Annotated in this window: 15 protein-coding genes; 8 read left to right on the top strand and 7 right to left on the bottom strand. The window is 42.7% G+C overall.

Annotated features, from left to right (window positions below):
* Positions 1-63 precede the first annotated feature (63 nt).
* The 3 genes from GQS54_RS15110 to GQS54_RS15100 are packed head-to-tail and all read right to left on the bottom strand — an operon-like array spanning position 64 to position 3721.
* Positions 64-2064: an EAL domain-containing protein gene (locus GQS54_RS15110; protein WP_166424806.1), complete on the bottom strand. Its 2001-nt coding sequence runs from the start codon at positions 2062-2064 to the stop codon at positions 64-66.
* Positions 2065-2075: 11 nt separating this feature from the next.
* Entirely contained in the window at positions 2076-2705 is a 630-nt protein-coding gene (locus GQS54_RS15105; protein WP_166424829.1) for a hypothetical protein, read from the bottom strand.
* Positions 2705-3721, bottom strand: coding sequence for a hypothetical protein (locus tag GQS54_RS15100; protein ID WP_240919964.1), 1017 nt, complete (start codon positions 3719-3721; stop codon positions 2705-2707). The genes GQS54_RS15105 and GQS54_RS15100 overlap by 1 nt, the downstream gene beginning before the upstream one ends.
* A 248-nt stretch (positions 3722-3969) precedes the next feature.
* Here GQS54_RS15100 and GQS54_RS15095 point away from each other — a divergent pair, with 248 nt between their 5' ends.
* Positions 3970-4416: a DUF1294 domain-containing protein gene (locus tag GQS54_RS15095; protein WP_240919963.1), complete on the top strand. Its 447-nt coding sequence runs from the start codon at positions 3970-3972 to the stop codon at positions 4414-4416.
* Between the two features lie 3 nt (positions 4417-4419).
* Here the strand turns inward: GQS54_RS15095 and GQS54_RS15090 are convergent, their stop codons facing one another.
* The 4 genes from GQS54_RS15090 to GQS54_RS15075 all read right to left on the bottom strand — a co-directional run bounded on the left by GQS54_RS15090 (position 4420) and on the right by GQS54_RS15075 (position 9053).
* Complete coding sequence (locus tag GQS54_RS15090; protein ID WP_166424805.1) at positions 4420-4947, bottom strand: response regulator; 528 nt, start codon at positions 4945-4947, stop codon at positions 4420-4422.
* Positions 4940-6013 carry an ATP-binding protein gene (locus GQS54_RS15085; protein WP_166424804.1) on the bottom strand — a complete coding sequence of 358 codons (1074 nt, stop codon included), beginning with the start codon at positions 6011-6013 and terminating at the stop codon, positions 4940-4942. The genes GQS54_RS15090 and GQS54_RS15085 overlap by 8 nt, the downstream gene beginning before the upstream one ends.
* 35 nt (positions 6014-6048) lie before the next feature.
* Positions 6049-8211: a TonB-dependent receptor gene (locus tag GQS54_RS15080; protein WP_166424803.1), complete on the bottom strand. Its 2163-nt coding sequence runs from the start codon at positions 8209-8211 to the stop codon at positions 6049-6051.
* Between the two features lie 149 nt (positions 8212-8360).
* Positions 8361-9053 (bottom strand): Crp/Fnr family transcriptional regulator, encoded by a 693-nt coding sequence (locus tag GQS54_RS15075; protein ID WP_166424802.1) that lies wholly within the window; start codon positions 9051-9053, stop codon positions 8361-8363.
* A gap of 96 nt (positions 9054-9149) precedes the next feature.
* Between GQS54_RS15075 and GQS54_RS15070 the strand changes: the two genes are divergently transcribed.
* The 7 genes from GQS54_RS15070 (at position 9150) to GQS54_RS15040 (ending at position 19810) form a co-directional block, all read left to right on the top strand.
* Entirely contained in the window at positions 9150-9902 is a 753-nt protein-coding gene (locus tag GQS54_RS15070) for a class II aldolase/adducin family protein (protein ID WP_166424801.1), read from the top strand.
* Positions 9902-10795 (top strand): alpha/beta hydrolase, encoded by an 894-nt coding sequence (locus GQS54_RS15065; RefSeq protein WP_166424800.1) that lies wholly within the window; start codon positions 9902-9904, stop codon positions 10793-10795. The genes GQS54_RS15070 and GQS54_RS15065 overlap by 1 nt, the downstream gene beginning before the upstream one ends.
* 226 nt (positions 10796-11021) lie before the next feature.
* Complete coding sequence (locus tag GQS54_RS15060) at positions 11022-12146, top strand: 4-phosphoerythronate dehydrogenase (RefSeq protein WP_166424799.1); 1125 nt, start codon at positions 11022-11024, stop codon at positions 12144-12146.
* 38 nt (positions 12147-12184) lie between these two features.
* Positions 12185-13201 (top strand): aspartate-semialdehyde dehydrogenase, encoded by a 1017-nt coding sequence (locus tag GQS54_RS15055; protein ID WP_166424798.1) that lies wholly within the window; start codon positions 12185-12187, stop codon positions 13199-13201.
* 372 nt (positions 13202-13573) lie between these two features.
* Positions 13574-17653 (top strand): FimV/HubP family polar landmark protein, encoded by a 4080-nt coding sequence (locus GQS54_RS15050; RefSeq protein ID WP_166424797.1) that lies wholly within the window; start codon positions 13574-13576, stop codon positions 17651-17653.
* 49 nt (positions 17654-17702) lie between these two features.
* Positions 17703-18347 carry a methylamine utilization protein gene (locus GQS54_RS15045; protein ID WP_240919962.1) on the top strand — a complete coding sequence of 215 codons (645 nt, stop codon included), beginning with the start codon at positions 17703-17705 and terminating at the stop codon, positions 18345-18347.
* A 260-nt stretch (positions 18348-18607) separates the two neighbouring features.
* A complete protein-coding gene (locus GQS54_RS15040) occupies positions 18608-19810 on the top strand; it encodes a hypothetical protein (protein WP_240919965.1) in 1203 nt (400 codons plus the stop codon).
* Positions 19811-19820 lie beyond the last annotated feature (10 nt).

Raw genomic sequence — 19820 nt, 5'->3', positions numbered from 1 at the left:
TTCATGCCATTTTCTATTGTTATGATTATTAGCAATAGACGAAAATTTAAATTGAAACGCCAATTACACAAGCTCAGTGGGTTGGCAAAAGTAGTAACCCTGTGCGTAATCTACCCCTAGTTTTGTTAGTGCTTCCATGGTTTTTTTATCTTCCACAAATTTAGCTATCACTTCTTGATTAGCCGCTTTAGCAAGATCACATATAGATTTTACCGTGGTGTAATCTAACGGATTTTCCATCATGCCAGAGATGAATGATCCCGCAATTTTTATTTTTTCGGTGGGAAGTTCTCGAATATTTGTATAAGACGAATGTCCACTGCCGAAATCATCCAAGGCAAAACTACACCCTAGTGCCTTGATGTTATCCATAAACTGACGGGCTCGTTTGATATTGGTAATTGCTAGTGTTTCGGTGATTTCGAAACAGAATTTTTCAGCAGGAATATTTCCATTCGCAATTTTTTCAATAATGAACTTTTCTAATTCTCCATCATTCATTGAGTGCCCCGACAAGTTGATGGAAATGGTTTGAATACCGTCAAGCTGTTCTTTGCGACTGAGAAAATGTTGAAACACCGCATTAACGACCCAGCTGTCAATTTTGCTAGTGAGTCGATAACGCTCGGCAATTGGCAAAAAATTAACTGGGCCTATAATGTCACCTTTTGGGCACTTCATACGTAATAAAATTTCAAAATACTGACCGGCATTCGAATTCTGTAATGCGGCGATGTCTTGTTTATAGAGAATGAAATGATTGTTATCGAGAGCGTTATTGATTTGATGCACAGACAATATATCTTCGCGCTTATTGTGGCTTTGTTCATTAGTGGCGTCATATAGATGTACTGTATTACGTCCAGCATTCTTCGCTAGTCCGCAGGCCACATCGGCTGAATTTAATAACTCTGTAGTGGAGCTATAAGGCATTTTGGTGGCAACACCTATACTGGCGCTCAAATGAAACGTTTCACCCTCCCAGTGGTAGGTTAAGCGACGGATATTATCTTTGATGTTAGTGGCGATTTTCAGCGCTTTATCAAAAGGACAGTCTTTGATTAAAACCGCAAATTCGTCACCACCCAATCTAGCAACGATATCATGGCCCCGCACATTGTTTTTTAAAATACGCGCAACGCTGACCAATATTTCATCACCTGCGGCGTGACCACATGTGTCATTGATTGTTTTAAAATAATCTAAGTCAATGAAGCAAAGAAAGTAATTATGTTGCCGATCATGAATAATCTCGTTGAGATTACGCTCAAATGCGCGCCTATTTTGTAGCTCAGTGAGGGGGTCGTGAGAGGCTTGATGAAATAGGGTTTCGGTTAAATGTTTGAAGTCGTTACTCAACTCAATTATTTCTGTAGGCGCTCGATCAGTAGCTTCAAAATCGTGACCCGATAAGGCTCGGTGGGAAGAGTAAATTAAGCCATTTAGTGGTTTACATATACGCGTATTGGCCCACCACCATAATGCAATAATCATCAGGAAAAAAACTATTCTGGTTATCCAGCTTATTTTCTCCATTCGTTTCTTTTCATCTTGTAGAAACTGCGCTTCTGTTTGCACCATAATACTGGTTTGCTGCGTTAGAAATTGAATATTCCGCGAAAGTGCAAGGCTGATAGGGTCGTATTGAATTAATAATTTACTAAGGCTTTGTTGCAATTTTGTTGGGGGAAGGTCGGCAATAATATCCAATACGCCATTGATGCTACTAACCAATGTTAAGGATTCATGAATTTTTGATGTTAATGTGGAAAACGGGCTGTTAGCTTGCATTAGGTCGAGTTCAATTGTTAGATGCTCGCCCATATTTTTGGCCCCAAAAATAAGATAAGTATTGCCCGAGCCTATGACTAAATCCGATGAGATTAAAAATTGAGAGGCTGTATTTTCAATTCGTTGTAAGTCTTTTTGCCACAATAAGCTATTGCTATGCTCTTCTGCCAAGGTTTGCACACTGGTGAAACGGTAGGCTAAGACTTGTTCCAAAACGTAAGCACCCAATAAACAGGCACATACTAATAGGGCTAAATAGCTTCTTATTCTCATTCACTTGCTGCCTATTGACTTACAGATAAATGGTGAATTTCTTTTTTCCAGCTGATATCCGTTATCGCTAGCGTTTTCAGTGCAGAGTGAAGGGTCAATAAAGCCAAATTTGGTGCTATGGGGAAGGCTGCAAGGCCTTGCGGTGAAAGTGCTTTTCCGTCATCACTTAATAAACCTCTTACTTGCGCGAATGACTTGCCGCCTAGCGCTTGGTTAATACTTGCCAAAACGGTTTCATTGCATTGGGGGCTTCGGCAACGTTGAAAATAGAAGCCTTTAAGGCTTCTATCTAAATTAATCGCCCACGCTATCTCCACCAACCCCCATTTTGCCCATTCAGAACGAGCTTGTAAAAAGCCCTGAGGTTGGTCGTCATTGTATAAAACATATAGAGTATGCTTACTCACTTCGCTTTGGTGGATAGTAAAAGGTAACAATTGTTTTAATTGTTCTCTATCCGCTTCAGTCACGTCACTTACCACAGTACGGAATTGATAGTCTTGCGTGTACAAGGCTTGAATGGCAGATACGGGGTCGCGTAATGAACAAAAAGCCGCGTTGCTGTGAAACGAAACGAGCACCAATAATAATACCGATAACTTGAGGTATTGCGCTACAAAGGGAGGGTTAATGCCTATCATCACAATCTATATCTCAGTTGTATACTTAAGTTAGGATCCGTATTGAGTGTAGGCGATGCATTCAATTTATGTTTGAATTGTGCGCTTATGTCCAGCCCGTTGGTATTTTGCCACTGAACCCCAACAACCCAATAGCTAGCTGAATCGGTTTGATCGATCTGTTTTATATCCTGGTAGCCAAGCTGTAAATAGCTTTTTAACTGTTCTTTGGCATTCATCCAAGACACTTCGGCAAAGCTGTTGCGGGTATTATTCCCTGCGGTTTGGCCAATTGACGACTCAAACATAAACTGCCATTGATAAAGGAAATAGGAGGCATCGATTCCTAACTTTTTGCGTTCTATTACCCCGGCACCTGTCAAAACGTCTCCGTAAAACCACGATAGTCCGCCAGTAAGATTTTTTTGACTAGGGGTGCCTATACGACCTGAAAAAATATGCGGGTTATGGGTGCTTGATATTTCATTACCCGACCCGCGAGTCAGCGCTACCTCATATTCTAAATAGGGAAGGATGCCGTTTACAGATAAACCCCAATCGGCTTTGATACCTCGATCACCAAACGTTAATTGACGCAATGTACCGTTGGTATCCACTTGATATTCTAAGCCATAAGGAATTTCAAAATGGCCTAACCTGATATTTAACTTACCTTGTGTAAGAGCGGTGTAGTTGAAGTTGGCAATTCGCCAAGTAAGCTCGGTATCATCCCCATCATCGAAGTAAAAAGAAGGCGATTTGACGTTATTCAATTTAACGAGGTAAGGTTGAAAAACCAGTGTACCGATATCTCTGTTGCTTTGACTAAAGACTTTATGGACATCTAACCCCAATGCATAGGTATACGCATTATTTTTGCTTTGGGTATTGCGGTTCACTCTTGCTGATGCATCGATTGCCCAGCGGCTATTCTCACCTAACAGTGACGTATCAAACGCATCCGCCTGCACAAGTAGTGATGGGAAAAATAGACTGAAAGTCATGATTAATTGAAAGAGTGAGTGGCTATTTTTCATGTACTATAGTGTCCTTGATTAACCTTTGCATGTATTCACTTTTAACCGCGATTAAGGTAAGTAAAATGCACCCAAGTTTTGTTTTATCTGGTCTGTAAACCAGCATATTGTGACATTACATGATGTATTGACTAAATCTTATAGGGTAATTTTACTCGCCTAGTTAAAATTTCATATTAGACATTGATATGAATTTTATTGAGCTTTTATCTGCGCTAAACCGATTTTGTCTACTAAAAGAGATACGTTTGAATCATCACTACATTTGGATTTATTTATTAATTTTCGGTTTAGCAGGGTCTTACGGACTCGGCATGACGCCGCTCATGTTGGGCCTGCTTTACGCTCTGCTAAGTTTAAGCGCCTATGTTTTTTACAAAAAAGATAAGGTTGCTGCAATCAAAGGGAATTGGCGGGTACCGGAACAAACATTGCACCTGTTGGCTTTATTTGGCGGTTGGCCTGGCGCGATTATCGCGCAGCAGCGATTACGCCACAAAACTCAGAAAGTGCCGTTCAGAGTCATATTTTGGTTAACGCTCGTTGTGAATGTTGGTCTGCTTGTTAGCTTACACACCCAGCAAATTCATGGGATATTTACGCAAGGACTGGTCATGTTCAACCATAATGTGGACACAATGGTCAACGACGGGCAAAGCAAGCGAGTTGTTTTATTTTTTACCATGCTTAGGTAGTTGTTAATTTTTACTGGGGGAAAATTTTTGCAGTTTTCGCTGTAGGCTACGCCTATGCATGCCTAAGGCTTCTGCTGTAGCACTGACATTACCATGGTGGCTAAGCAATACTCGCTGAATGTGCTCCCATTCTACTTGGGCTGGAGTCATCGGTTTGGCTAGCGGAACATTTTTCGAGGGTGACACATCTTGAAAGCGCTGCACCAGTTCTTGGAAACCCACAGGCTTAGTTATGTAGTCTGTTGCGCCTCGTCGCATTGCTTCAACCGTTGTGGCAATGCTGGCGTAACCGGTCAGCATAATCAGATGGGTCGGTTGATAATGATTATTTAGGGCGACGATACTGTCGAGCCCTGATTCACTGCCTAACATCATGTCGAGCAGTATACCGTGGGTTGTCGATTTGGGTTCTGCTAAGGCGTCGTTGACATTGGTGTAGGTACTTACGCTAAAGAAACCCGTTTGTTGTAAGCGACGCTGCAAGACAGTTAAAAACGCATTATCATCATCAATCAATATCAGGTTATGCATAGCCGCTGTCCAAAGGTAGATACACTGTTGTTGTCATAGTGCCCTCATTATATTGCCAGTTTACTTCCCCTGAAAATTTCTCAATGGTGGCATTGGTTAAAACTGCGCCGATACCGTGGCCTTGATGACTGGGTAAAAACTGACTTCCTAAGGATGCTAGAGTGTCCGCTGGTAAGCTCTTTCCTTGGTTGTCTATTTGTAAATACCAACCCATTCGACTTATTCTTGTGTTTACCAGTACACGTTTGCATGTACTTTTTAATGCAGCTTCGCAAGCGTTAATGATGACACTAGTAAGGGCTGGTAGTAGCGTGCGATCAGCTAAAATGAAGTGTAACGCGTCTTCGTGTTGTGATTGCCAATGTATTTCTGCTTCTGGTCGAGAAATTTGCAGCAATTGGCGCAGCGAATGGGTCAGTTCGTTTACCTTATATCGATGTAAGCGTTGTTCCCGCACATCATCGGCGACTTCTCGCCAATTACGTAATTGTTGCTCAATGCGTTGAAATTGTAGATCTAAAGCATGAAGCCATTCTTGTGAACGCTGTTGTTCTTCGCCTTCTTCTAATAACAGACGGATAGATTGAGCCGGTGTCGCTACATCGTGTGTTAACTGCGCTGCAGCGGTGCCTATCGCTAGTAGTTGCTCGTCTCGCAGTTGACGCTCTCGTAGTTTCTGCAACGTACCGTCACGATTGGCAATTTGATAATGGAAGTAGCACACCACGATGGCGATAAGTAGACTGGTTAAAATAAAACTGCCAACCATGGCATAAGAATGCGCTTGCATCATCCCTTGATGATGGCCTTGCTCGGGTAGCAATAGCACTTGTATTATCTGTGCGATGATACTTAATAGTAACAACCCACCGGCATGCGCTAAGGGAAGTAACATAAATGCCAATACCAAGGGCACCAGCAAAACAGCATTATACGGATTACTTGCGGCGCCATTGAGTGCGATCAGAATATTAATGCCGATGACTTCCAAGGTTAACAAGATTAGCATTAACCAAGGGTTTAAGCGTAATTGGCGTTTGAATGCCATTGCTATTAGTAACAACATTTTCTACTCTCTCTTAGCTAAAGAGCAAAACAATACTAGAATGCGTAACTTACGCCAATGTTAACAGACCGCCCCGCACCCGCTAATTGGTTAAACCCTTGGCTGGTGTCCATTTTATATTCAGCAATGCTTACGCCACCCATGGGTAATTCATAGTAAGCGTTAAGCACATTGTTGATAGCAAATGATAATGTAACGTCCTGCCAATTAAGTTTGCTGTGCAAATTAACTAAATGGTAGCTTTTAGTGGTGTTTTCTAAGCGTCGGTCATCAATGTCTTTTTTACTTGCCACCCATTGCCATTCAACCGAGTTTTGCCAATCACCCGATTGATGTTCGATACTTACTGCCGATTTAAGAGGTACGATTTGGTATAAGTCTCCGTTATTATTATCTCGTTTTCCACGTGTACTGCTGATATCTGCGTTTAATTGCCATTGTCCCCACGTCTCAGAATCACTTAGTTGCAGTGAGCCGGCCAGTTTAACCCCATACAAGGTTGCATCTACGTTGGTAAATTGCAGGATATTTCGCTTACCTATATCAACCGAGGTATTGTTAAATGAATCAATAACTTGGGCATCAATGTAATCTTTTACCGATGTGTACCAGAGGTTTGCACTAAGCTGCCAATCATTATTTATTCCAGAGTCAATATATGTTGCGCTTAGGGTGTGGGCTGTTTCAGGGGCGAGGTTTGGATTACCAATATAGCCGTTACCATCACCGAACCATCCTATCATGGTGGTGGCCATTGTACTGACCCCCCAACTGTAACGCTCGTACAAGTTAGGTGCGCGATTTTTACGGGCGAAGCCAAACTCTATTTGTTGATTAGCATCAATCAGGTAGCGAGCACTAAGCGTCGCATCGAGCAATGTGTCGCTGCGTTTTCTACTCATTGCATTGAAGATATCTGCCGCATCGTTATTGTTTAATGTGCTTATGGGCATGTCAGAATCCATAGACATACTCATAGAGCTCATATCCATACTCATTGATGAGTCCTCGGTATAGGCCTGTACTTCACCGGTATTCGTGCTGACATGTTCTAGACGAATCCCTGCTGATAACCACCAACTGGAACTCAGTAATTGGGTTGTTTCGGCAAAAACAGCCATTCGTTGACGCTCTCCACCATTAATATTGAGGTAATCGTTAGGTCCCATCATCATTGAATCTTCTATAGCAGGCCACCAATCATCCAGCTGATAATCAAAGTATTCATGGCCAACGTTAACAGTATTATTTTTACTGGTAATAAACTGCCAGTTCAGCCGATAACTGTAGTCATCGGCATCTGTTTTCATGGGCATCATGCCGGTTTTTTCATCACTGAAAAATCCCATCTCATGTTTAACGCCGTGCCAGTTGACTTGGGCTTCAAATTTGCCGTCATCTAGTTGGCGCTGATATAAACTGGTAATGCCGTAACTTTTGTTATCCGTCATATCCATATACTGATTTGGAAATCCCTGAAACGGAATATTCTGATGGGTAAGCTTAATGGCAAGTTGTTGTTTATCGTCTTTTATTGCAGCTGTCAGCGCATGGTTTTGTGCTCGGTATAACGAGTCCAATACCTTGTCACCATGACCATCTTCGTAACTTTCAGCATCTTCATATGCACCTTGGTAATCAAGGCTAAAATATTGGTTTGCCATACGAGCACCGAAGCCAATCGAATTTGCTTGACTATTACTGCGGTATTGGGCCGATGCGTAACCTGAATGCCATCGTATATCGTTACCCTCTATATACAAAGCTGCGATCTCGTTTACGCTTATAACGCCTGCAATGTTGTCGCCACCTGCGCTCACAGGACTTATTCCCGCGACCACATTTAATACTTGTACTTGATTCGCTGAGACATACGACAGCGGCGGGTTCATGTGATTGGCACAAGACGCTGTGATATCTGCACCATCAATCAACACTTTCACTCGGTCCCCCATCATACCGTTTAGTACGGGTAGGCTTGACATGCCCCCCGCTGCAGAGAAATCGACACCTTGTTGTTTTAACAAGTCATCAACTGAGCCGAATTGGTTAGCGTTTTTTTGTTGATGGCCACTGACCTCCACTACCTCAATAGGTTCTTCGGCGTGTATAGCAAGTGAGAAAATACTACTGAAGGCCAGCGCAATAGGAGAAAAAGAGTACAAGCAGGATGACGACATAGAGGATGAAATTTGCATTATCTATCTGAATGTTACGTGATTTGCGTCCGAGTATATAAAGTACAAGCAACGTTGAAAACGCGACAAATTGTCGCAGCAACGAAGATGTCAGTTAATTCGCAGTCTGGCGAGGTACTTTGTTGTGAATGTCTTATGGAAAAATGAAATTATATCTGGCACAAGGTCTTTAGCTTTGCGTGATCTAATATATATAGCTGGCCATAATGAATCTTAATAACAGCTTGCTGTTGCAGTTCTTGAAGCAGTTTATTTACTGTTTGACGAGAGCTGTGTAGCATTAACGCCAAAGATTCTTGAGAAATTCGTAAACTTGCGCCTTTTTCAACAGATGCTTGATGTTCTAAACCTTCCGCTAGCAATAGTATGCGTCCACATAATTTTCCCTTGAGAGATAAACTGCCTGTCTCATCGATAAAAGCAAACGTGGTGCGAATTCGCTGACATAACAAGCGCATAAAATGCGGGTAAAGGTCAGGACGTTGCTTGAGAAGTATTTTGAAATCGAGACTGGATATTTTGAGCAGTTCGCATGGCTCGTCTGCATGTGCGTCATGAGCGCGAGGTAATCCATCGAATAATGATATTTCACCAAACCAATTACCTGGCTGCATCCAAGTGAGTATGAGTTCTTTACCTTCAAGCGTCACATTGCTAAGACGTACTTTTCCTGACATAACACAATATAAGCCATCACCTAAATCATGTTTCTGATAGACAAGTTGGCCGGCATCGACGCGTTTTAATTTTGCCGCATTGACGAGTTGCTCAATAACGTCCTGAGGAAGAGATTTAAACCACGGACTATGGCTCAGAATAGGACGTAAAGTATCAAGTTGCATAGGTATTATCGGATGATTGTCGTATTGACGACAGTTTGTAAGGTAGAGGTAGACTAAATTGTTGACACAAGATTAACAATCAATAGAAGTGAATTTATGCAGTCAGTTAAACAACAAGTAAGCGAGCAGGAATGGAAAACAAGAATTGATTTAGCGGCAGCATATCGCATGGTGGCCTATTACGGCTGGGACGATTTAGTTTTTACCCACATTTCGGCTCGCATCCCAGGACCTGAGCATCACTTTTTAATCAACCCTTACGGTATGATGTTTGATGAAGTCACTGCGTCGAGCTTGGTAAAAGTTGATTTGCAAGGCAACAAGGTGATGGAATCAGAGTATGACGTTAATCCAGCCGGCTTTGTTATTCATAGTGCTGTGCACGAAGCGCGAGAAGATGCGCAATGTGTTATGCATTTGCATACAACTGCGGGGATTGCTGTGTCTACTCAAAAAGTAGGCTTGTTACCGTTGAGTCAGCAATCATTATTTGTACTTTCTTCATTGTCCTATCACGATTACGAAGGCGTTGCTTTGAACCCTGACGAGAAAAAGCGCTTGGTAGCGGATTTAGGTACAACCAACTTTATGATTCTACGTAACCATGGTTTGTTGACATGTGCTGGTACGATTGCGGATGCATTTTTAGGTATGTTCTTAATGCAACGAACCTGTGAAATTCAACTCCAAGCACAAGCATCAGCGCAAGAGCTGGTCTACATTCCTGAGAAAATTTTAGCAGGGATAAAAGCCCAGGCGAACCAAGTGACTCGCTCTGCGGGAGGCGCATTAGCTTGGCCTGGTATTTTGCGTAAACTCGATCGTACTAACTCAGGTTATGATCAATAATGAGCGCCTTTCCCAGTATCGAGCAGTATCAGCAAAGCGCAAACTACGCTGAGGTAGGCGAATATAAGATTGCCTATTGGACTGCTCAAGATGAGACTGCCGCTAAAAGCGAGGCGCCTTGGATTGTCATGATCCATGGTTTCCCCAGTGCCGCTTGGGATTGGCACGGTCAGTGGAAAACGTTACGCAAAGATTATCGCTTGCTAAGTTTTGATTTACTGGGCTTCGGCTTATCGGATAAGCCCCACGTACATAATTACAGCTTGTTAGAGCAAGCTGATGTAATCGAGGCTCTACTAGGTCAGTTGGGCATAAAGCAATGTCATATTCTTTGCCACGATTATGGTGATTCGGTTGCGCAAGAGTTGTTAACTCGGCATTTTGATAAGCTAACAAGCGTTGATATTCAAAGCGTTTGTTACCTAAATGGTGGGCTGTTTGCGGATTATCATCGACCCTTATTGACCCAGAAATTGCTTAAAAGCCCAATCGGGCCATTCATCGCACGCTTTATGAGTCAGCGTAGTTTACAGCAAAGCTTCAGTAAGATTTTTGGACCTAATAGTCAGCCTAAAGCTTCGCATATCGACGTGCTATATGGATTGCTAGAACATAAACAGGGGAGGCGAGTATTACCATGTTTACTTACGTATATAGACGAGCGTAAGGTACATAATTTGCGATGGATAAACGCGATGCAGCATACACAGGTTGCCCAGTGTTTTATAAATGGGGTACATGATCCTATATCTGGCCAGCACATGTTGACCCAGTTCAATATACTTTTGCCGCAAGCAACTACGCACGCCTTAGATGTAGGGCACTACCCTCAACTTGAAGCCCCTAAAAAAGTCACTGCGTTATACCAAGCATTTGTGCGCGTAAATAGCTGATTTCTATCTCGTTAGCTTCCTGTTATTGGGTAGCAAATCTAACATGGGCACCTAACGACATCTCAAAATATGAACTTGGTTTAGTCATCAAGTGATTAGACCATTCGTCATTGACGATAAAAAGTCGCTGCAGGGCATTTCGGTTATGGATTCACCGTGGCATACTTGCGCTCTTTTTTTGGGCGCTGATGCGGCGCTTTAGCGTTAAAGTTAGGGATAGAGCCAATTGAAAATTTATTATGAAGATAGCTTGCCCTACGCGGACGAATTTTTTTCTGAATTAGGCGAATGCCACGTTTTTTCTCATAAAGACGTTGATGCAGACCTTGTTGCCGATGCTGATGTGTTGTTGGTACGTTCGACCACAAAGGTCAATGCGCAGCTATTGGATTTGAATCACAACATTCGTTACGTGGGTACCGCGACGGCTGGCACCAACCATTTGGATGCGAATTATATACGTAGCCGAGGGTTAGGTCTTCATTCTGCAGCAGGTTGTAATGCCGTTGCGGTTGCTGAATACGTATTAAGTGCGCTATACGTCATGGCTGAGAAACTAGACTGGCAGTTAAGCGAAAAAACTGTCGGTATTGTTGGTGTTGGGCATGTGGGTACTAGCTTAAGTGCCAAATTAACGGCCTTAGGGATACAACATTTGTTATGTGATCCGCCGTTAGATGATGCCGGTGACTCACGTGATTTCGTTGATATGTCGCAAATTATGCAATGTGACATAATCAGTTTACATGTTCCTTTAATTGAAGGAGGCAAATACAATACGGCCCATATGTTCGACGCTAAGCGTTTAGAAATGCTTACTGAAACGCAATTGTTAATTAATGCCTGTCGCGGTGAAGTTGTTGATAATAAATCACTATTAGCCAACTTCGAAGCCGGAAAAAAGCTAAACGTTGTGTTAGATGTGTGGGAAAATGAACCGAATATTGACCAAGCGCTGGTACCTTATATTGCGCTTGCCACTGCCCACATTGCTGGGCATACCGTTGAAGGGAAAGCTCGGGGTACCGAAATGCTTTATCAACAGGTGTGCAAGCAGTTCGGTTTGTCCCCAAGCAAAAAACTTAGCGACTATTTGCCTGTTCCGCAGCCTGATAGTATTCGTGTTGACGAAACGTTGCGCGGGCAAGCGCTATTTAGTGCATTGGTGCTCAGTGTGTACGACATTCGTAATGATTCAAAACTGTTTAAAGAGAGCATTCATCAGCCGGATCAATTTAGATATATCCGAAAAAACTATTCTATTCGAAGAGAATTCGCTGCACTAAGCGTAAATGCTGGAAATTATCCTGAATCAGAGGCAATCTACGCTCTCGGATTTAACCGTAAATAATATATAAACAAACATTCACTTTTTAGGAGTTATGCTACATGTCTCGGTCTTTTGATGTCGCCGTGTTGGGTGCTACAGGTTTAGTAGGACAACATATGATAGAAATTCTTCAGCAACGAGGATTTCCGGTCAACAAACTTTATCCATTAGCGAGTTCACGCTCAGCAGGAGGTAAGGTGACGTTTAAAGGTGAAGAGATTACCGTGTTAGACGCAGACACCTTTGACTGGAGCTTAGTACAATTAGGTTTCTTTTCAGCTGGTGGCAGTGTTTCTGAAAAGTTCGCTCCTATAGCGGCTGAAGCAGGTTGTGTTGTGATCGACAATACGTCTCACTATCGTTATGAAGCAGATATTCCACTGGTAGTGCCTGAAGTTAACCCGCACGCTTTAGCCGATTTTCGTAACCGTAACATTATTGCTAACCCAAACTGTTCAACTATTCAGATGATGGTTGCATTGAAACCCATTCATGATGCGGTTGGCATAGAGCGTATTAATGTTTGTACTTATCAGTCGGTATCGGGTGGTGGTAAAGAATCTATCGACGAGCTCGCGAAACAAACCGCGGCACTGTTAAATGGTCAAGAAGCAAAGCCAGACGTATTTAGTCGTCAAATCGCGTTTAACGTTATTCCACAAATTGATGTGTTTTTAGATAACGATTACACCAAAGAAGAAATGAAAATGGTCTGGGAGACTCAGAAAATTTTAGGGGATGAGAGCATTCGCGTAAACGCAACGGCAGTTCGTGTGCCTGTATTTTATGGTCATGGCGAAGCGATTCATATTGAAACGCGCACGCCAATTGATGCACAAGATGCTAAAGCATTATTAGCTAATGCGCCCGGTATCGTTTTGAAAGCTGAAGCGAATGAATTTCCTACCCAGGTAGGCGATGCAAGTGGCAAAGACGACGTGTTTGTTGGCCGTGTACGAAATGATATCAGCCATCCTAATGGTTTAAATATGTGGGTGGTTTCTGACAACGTACGTAAGGGTGCAGCAACGAACAGCATTCAAATCGCTGAGGTGTTAATCCGCGATTATATGTAATCGCTGGCTACCTCTTGATAACCCACGGTGCGTGTTTAGCGCCCGTGGGTTATTTGTTTATAGGCTCAGAGTTTATAAGCTAATTGTTTATAAGAGCGTGCCGATACTAATTGATAGCGTAACGTTAAATAATTAGGTGTTTACAGTGTTAATCTGCAACAAGCAGACTGCGTGAAGACCCTTAATACCTTTCTAGATCATCTTAACCTTCTGGTTTATAGTAAGATACGTTGGCTTAAGTTCACGCAGTTTATGAATTAATGGAATACTTTTTGCTTTTTAATTTCAAGTGCGTGTATTGATAATAATAAATGACGTTGTAAATAACCTCGTAATAGCTTATTTACCCTAATTTTGAGGCATAAAGGATCAATGAATTTGCGAACGCTAGCCCTATTTTTTGTAGCGAGCCTCAGTTTAACGTTTTCTCTTGGCCTACAAGCGCAAGCGACCGATTTTCAGCAAGTACGTATCAAAGGCCCGAAAAGTACAGACTCTGATTATTCGGGGCAAACTTATGGACCCATTACCTCTGCAGATACGCTTTGGCGCATTGCCAGTCAGTCTCGTCAAAACTCTAGTCATTCTATTTACCAAGTTATGTTCGCAACCTACGAACTCAACCGGGATGCGTTCGAGCGCAATAACATTAATCTTCTCAGAGATGGCGCGATACTCCGGTTGCCGGCCACGCAATATGTCGGTCGTGTAAACGAAGGGCAGGCTATTGCTAAAGTTCGTTATGATAACCAGTTACTCAATATTGGTGGTGAGACGGCTGATAGCGGCTCTAGCACCAATAAGAAATTAGCCAGTAAAACTGATTTAGATGAAACCAAAGACATTCTTGAAAAGCGCTTAGGCGTTATCAATGAGGAACAAAGTCGCCAGTTTCAAGAAATACGGCAGCAGTTTGCCGAGTCTATTCTTAGTGTGCAAAGTATTATCAACGAAAATCAACGAGTCTTTGAAAGTCTAGATTCGGTCAATAAAGATTTAGCAGAAATTCGTAGCCAAGAAGCGTTGCGAGATGAGCAAATGCTGCAAATGGGTAAAAGCATCGAAGAGCTGCTGGCCAAGTCTCGAGATGAGGCTGCTAAAGTGCTGGCGGCCGAGCAAAAAGGCGGGTTCAGTGATTGGCTAATGAAGCCACTTACGCTAATTATTTCCTCAATATTATTTTCTTTGCTACTACTCGGAAGTTTCGCTTACTGGTTAGTTAAACGCAAGAAGCCAACGGAAATGGATCTTGATTTACTGGCGACTAAAGACGAGCCAGCAGATACTTACGTGGCCAGCGAAATGGACGACTTGTCCGATGCGTTGAGTGAAGAACTAAGTTCTGAATTAGACGATGACAGCTTGTTTGGTGAACAAGATGTGCCTGATGATGTACTGGCTGAAGAGCTCAAAGAATCGTTCGAGGAAGAGAAAGACGACTTTGATGATCTTGACGACGATATGTTGGTACCGGATAACGAGCTGAACCCGACTGAAAATTTTGAAGCGGGTAGCGACGAGCTTGATCAAGATGATTTAGATAATTTATTCGAAGATGAAGACGATCTTCTCGCTGAAATCGATGAAGAGATGGACAACATCGATTTGTCTGAAGACGACCCCATTCAAGATCTACCTCCAGAAACGCCTGCGGAGGAAGTTGCCTCTCAAGATGATCCCGAGAGTGAGGCACCTGAAATTCAAGATGAGAATCTTGATGATGATGATGATGATGATGATTTTGACTTAGGCGATTTAGAGGCTGAGTTAGAGTCGGATAAAGATGTTGAGCTGACAGTCGATGAAGATAATATTGAAAACAGTGCCGACAATGAGAAAGATGCACCTGCTGATACGCCTGACGATTTGCCTGTGGATAATGCTGAATTATCTCCTGTAAAGGACATTGACGAGCAGCCTGAAATCAGTATTGATGAGTTGTTAGTTGAACCTAAAGCGGAGCTTCCTGCATCGTCCGAAGTAAATGCAGACGATCCCATCAATGAAGACGTACTGGAACAGCTCGATAAAGAGATAGCATCACAAAGTGAAGAGCTAGATAACATCACCAGCAACTTGATCGATGAACTCGAGCAAGTTGAAATGATGCAAGACATGTTGCCTGAAGGTGAAGACGAGCCTGAATTTACCGGTACGCCGCAACATGACATACAAGAACTGGATAAAATTACCGAAGATCTGGGTGATATATTCACCGAGGTCGACAGTGCTAGCTCTGAGCCTGAGCCGTCAGAGGATCATTCATCAACAAATATGGATGAACAAACTTTTGCAAATGACACTGCACCAACGAGTGAGTCTCCTCAAAAAAATGCAGCTACTTCTAAAGATGAGTCTGGAGCTGCGCCGGAATTAGACGCGGAACTGGAGCAAGGTACTGCCGACCAATTTCCTGCAACAAATGATGATCGGCAAGAACTTGTTGAACAAGCAGTCGAGCAAGAAAAGAGCGGATCTACTATAGAGAAAGAGGCTGCCGATGCTGATGACGGTAACGTCGCAGACAGCCAAGACGATGTCTTAATTGATGAAGACCCCTTTGTTGAAGAGCTTAATGACGACAATGGCATTACCGATGCACAAAAAGACCTCGATTTACCGCAAGACAATGATGACTTAGACGTTGTCGATTATACCCTCGATGAGTCTAATAAATTAGAAAATCACAGTGGACAGCAAGAAGAGCGTGTTTCTTTAGATACTACCAATAAAGATATTGAAAAAACGTTACCCCCCGCTGAAAGTGATTCAGGGCTAGAAGATAGTTCTGATAATGCGCCAACAGAAACTGTTTCAGATGAACTTCAAGATCCAAATGTCTTATCGACTCCAGTAGACGATAAAGACGCAGAGCGAACATCAGCTGATGAACAAAGTAATACTGACACTGATACCGATGACCATGTATCAGAGGAACCGGCATCATCTGAGGCTATTGATGATGAACTTCAAGAATCAAGTGCCTCATCGACTTCCTTAGACGATAGTGACGAAGAGCTAGCGTCAACTGCTGAACAAAATAATGCTGAGACTGAGACTGACACCGATGACCATGTATCAGAGGAACCGGCATCATCTGAGGCTATTGATGATGAACTTCAAGAATCAAATGTCTCATCGGCTTCTCTTGACGATAGCGACGAAGAGCTAGCGTCAACTGCAGAACAAAATAATGCTGAGGCTGAGACTGATGCAGACACTGACACCGATGACCATGTATCAGAGGAACCAGCATCATCTGAGGCCATTTATGATGAACTTCAAGAATCAAGTGTCTCATCGACTTCCCTAGACGATAGCGACGAAGAGCTAGCTTCAGCTGCTGAACAAAATAATGCTGAGACTGAGACTGACGCAGGCACCGATATCGATGACCATGTATCAGAGGAACGGACATCGTCTGCGGATATTGATGATGAACTTCAAGAATCAAATGCCTCATCGGCTTCTCTTGACGATAGCGACGAAGAGCTAGGGTCAACTGCTGAACAAAATAATGCTGACACTGACACCGATGATCCTGTATCAAAGGAAACTGGCTCATCGGAAGCCATTACAGATGATCCTCTAGAATCAAACGATCAATCAAGCAGATCAGATGATAGCGAGATAGATGATGCATTAGAGCAAGCATTAGCGGACTTTGATGATATCGAGTCTGACACATTAACAGATACCTCAGAACGCAAAGATGAATCTAGCAGTACTTTGGATTTAGATGATATTGGTACGTTAGATGATTTTGATGATGACGAGTTAGAAAGTGCACTGCAAAGCTTTGCGCTGGATGATGAAGATAGCGAGGATGCTAAGCAAACATCCAATGATTATGCGCAATCATCAGCAACGCCAGTAACGGAAAATAATGCTGATTTAGATGATTTTCCAGAGTTAGAGGACTGGCTAAGTGACGCAGACGCCGATGACGTTGAAACGATCGATGATTTAGAATCGGCCTCTTTTGATGACATGTTACAAAGTCTAGATGATGACTTAGATGAAGAGTTAGAGCGGGCATCGGCCGAAGAGTCGTTGCACACCCCAGATAGAAAAGCTGCGCAAGATGATGCGGTTGATATAGCCACCTTGCTCGAAGGCAACGAGCTGGATGACAGCGATGACCAAGACAATGATTTTTTAGATGTTGATGAGTTACTTAACGACAGTATTACGGCCGATCCCTCACCTGAAAAAGCCCTAAATTTAAATGCTGTAATGGGGGAATTCGCTGGAGCCCAAGGGGATGCTGATCATGTAGATGTCGACAGTGATGATGGTTTTGGCGCTAAGCTTGATTTAGCACATGCCTACATAGAAATCGGTGAGATTGAGTCTGCCACTGAGTTACTTGAGGAAATAATAGAGTACGGACACCCACCTCAATCTGACGAAGCTAAACGTGTGTTGGCCAGCTTGAATGGCTACGCGTAAGTTAGTTCACTACAAAGCGATTAGTGTTTACTCAAAGTTTAAGGTAGTAATGCGCATATTCAGTATGGGATTATTGTTAGGTGTAACGAGTTTTATGAGTTACGCAGGAAACATAGAAATAACGGTGTTAGATAAGCAAAATAAGGCATTGTCTAATGTCGTTGTATATCTAACATCTGAAAATCTTGCCCCCCAGGAGCCTATCGCTAAGATAGCCATAATGGATCAGGTCAACACCCAATTTTTACCGCATATTTTAGCCGTGCAGCGCAGTACTCAAGTTAGCTTTCCCAATTCAGATTCTATTCAACACCATGTTTACTCATTCTCGCCAGCCAAAGTATTTGAATTGGAATTGTATAAAGGTCTTAGGGCAAACCCATTGTTATTTGAAAAAGTTGGTGTGGTTGAACTTGGCTGTAACGTACATGATTGGATGCTCGGTTATATTTACGTCGTCGATACCCCATATTTTAAACAGACAGATACAGCAGGCAAGGCGATGATCGTTTTGCCTGATGGCGAGTATTCGCTTAAGGCCTGGCATCCACGTATTCAAGACTCACCTGAATCCTTCGAAATAAATCTGTCTGTTCAAGGCGACGAGCAGATAACGGTGGAAATTCCTTCAAGTTTGCTTCCTGACGTTAACGCTTACGAAAATAGTGACAATGAATTTAGTGACTATGAGTAAGTTGTTTTTCACAACTTTCTTGCACACGCAATTATCGTTTCAATCCCTATTATTACTGACTAATATTTTATTGGTTATCTTCTCTTTCCCGTCAAAATTAGTTTACCAACAACGAAATACTCAACGCTTGGCTGGCAGTCTTACTGGGAGAACGCTCGCTTGTTGACCAAAATCTTATGTGTCGACGAGTTTGTGCTTTTGGTCGAGAATATTACAGATGGTCGTCTAGTAGCATGAATGGCGTGTTTTTGATGCGAGTTATGTTGGGCGTGTTAGCGGTATTCACCGAGCTGTCTATGGTAAATGCGCAACAATTTAGCGGATTAGTACAAGCTAATGTTGTTAAAGCGGACGGTCAGCTTCCTTGGCTTGATGGTGGAACCGGTATCGTTCAATATCAAGATGACAGCTTAAATTTACAGCAGGGCTTGCTGAACGTTAAAGGTAAATTTACTTCTAGTTTATCTTATAACGTAGTTGCCAACGTTTATCAAAACGGTGAGCAACATCTGGGTGTGACTCAAGCCGTTGTGAACTATAAACCCTTGTCTATTGGTTCTGCGCGGTTTAAAGCCCGGGCCGGATTTTTTTATCCCAGGATGTCTCTAGAAAACGTTGATATTGGCTGGTTATCTCCATATACCTATACGCAATCGTCTATTAATAGCTGGATAGGCGAAGAGCTGCGCGTCGCAGGCGTTGAAGTATCTTTGTATAACTCGGGTCGAAGCAGTCGAAGCCCGTTATCCTGGGAAGTGCTCGCAGGGGCATTTAAGGGAAATGATACATTAGGCACAATTTTGAGTTGGCGTGGGTTCGCCATGCACGACCGTCAAAGTCTACAAAACGACAGGCTGATATTTGCCAACTACCCAACCGTAAACGACCCGGATGGTATTTTCCATCCATCTTATGTTGAGCCTTTCCATGAACTTGATGGGCGCGTTGGATTTTATCTAGGGGCGCACCTTAGCTACTATAAAAAAACGCAGTTGCGTTATTATTTATACGATAATCAAGCCGATCCAAATGTAGTGAATCATCAACGCTTGTACGCTTGGCGAACGAAATTTCATTCGCTGGCTTTCTCACATGATTTTACTTCAAACGCTAGGCTTATTGCTCAGTGGTTAACGGGCAGTAGTGTTATGGGTCAGCGCTTTGTTTACATCAACTTTGATGCATGGTACTTGATGTATAGCCATAAGCTTGGAGCACATCGTGTCAGTGCCCGCATTGATAATTTTAGGGTATCCGAAAACGATATTTTCCCCAATGATATTAATGAAAGTGACGGCCGTGGTTTGACCATCGCTTGGCGTTACAATATTAATAAAAGTTGGCAATTAGGGTTAGAACAACACGTTAACTACAATCGCGCCTACAATCGTATAACATTGGCTGAGCAGCCAAAGCGAGATCAACGACAGACATTAGGTGTGCTTCAATTTAAATGGCGTTAAATAAATAGTA

Source organism: Paraglaciecola sp. 20A4 (assembly GCF_011378905.1).
Lineage (GTDB): Bacteria > Pseudomonadota > Gammaproteobacteria > Enterobacterales > Alteromonadaceae > Paraglaciecola.
Note: the sequence above shows the minus strand (reverse complement) of the source record. Positions and strands in the feature narration are given on the sequence as shown.

Bases quoted from the DNA above. Each gene is read 5' to 3' on its own strand.
- GQS54_RS15110 (WP_166424806.1), bottom strand. From the start codon at position 2,064: ATGAGAATAAGAAGCTATTTAGCCCTATTAGTATGTGCCTGTTTATTG.
- GQS54_RS15105 (WP_166424829.1), bottom strand. From the start codon at position 2,705: ATGATAGGCATTAACCCTCCCTTTGTAGCGCAATACCTCAAGTTATCG.
- GQS54_RS15100 (WP_240919964.1), bottom strand. From the start codon at position 3,721: ATGAAAAATAGCCACTCACTCTTTCAATTAATCATGACTTTCAGTCTA.
- GQS54_RS15090 (WP_166424805.1), bottom strand. From the start codon at position 4,947: ATGCATAACCTGATATTGATTGATGATGATAATGCGTTTTTAACTGTC.
- GQS54_RS15085 (WP_166424804.1), bottom strand. From the start codon at position 6,013: ATGTTGTTACTAATAGCAATGGCATTCAAACGCCAATTACGCTTAAAC.
- GQS54_RS15080 (WP_166424803.1), bottom strand. From the start codon at position 8,211: ATGCAAATTTCATCCTCTATGTCGTCATCCTGCTTGTACTCTTTTTCT.
- GQS54_RS15075 (WP_166424802.1), bottom strand. From the start codon at position 9,053: ATGCAACTTGATACTTTACGTCCTATTCTGAGCCATAGTCCGTGGTTT.
- GQS54_RS15070 (WP_166424801.1), top strand. From the start codon at position 9,150: ATGCAGTCAGTTAAACAACAAGTAAGCGAGCAGGAATGGAAAACAAGA.
- GQS54_RS15065 (WP_166424800.1), top strand. From the start codon at position 9,902: ATGAGCGCCTTTCCCAGTATCGAGCAGTATCAGCAAAGCGCAAACTAC.
- GQS54_RS15055 (WP_166424798.1), top strand. From the start codon at position 12,185: ATGTCTCGGTCTTTTGATGTCGCCGTGTTGGGTGCTACAGGTTTAGTA.
- GQS54_RS15050 (WP_166424797.1), top strand. From the start codon at position 13,574: ATGAATTTGCGAACGCTAGCCCTATTTTTTGTAGCGAGCCTCAGTTTA.
- GQS54_RS15045 (WP_240919962.1), top strand. From the start codon at position 17,703: ATGCGCATATTCAGTATGGGATTATTGTTAGGTGTAACGAGTTTTATG.
- GQS54_RS15040 (WP_240919965.1), top strand. From the start codon at position 18,608: ATGTTGGGCGTGTTAGCGGTATTCACCGAGCTGTCTATGGTAAATGCG.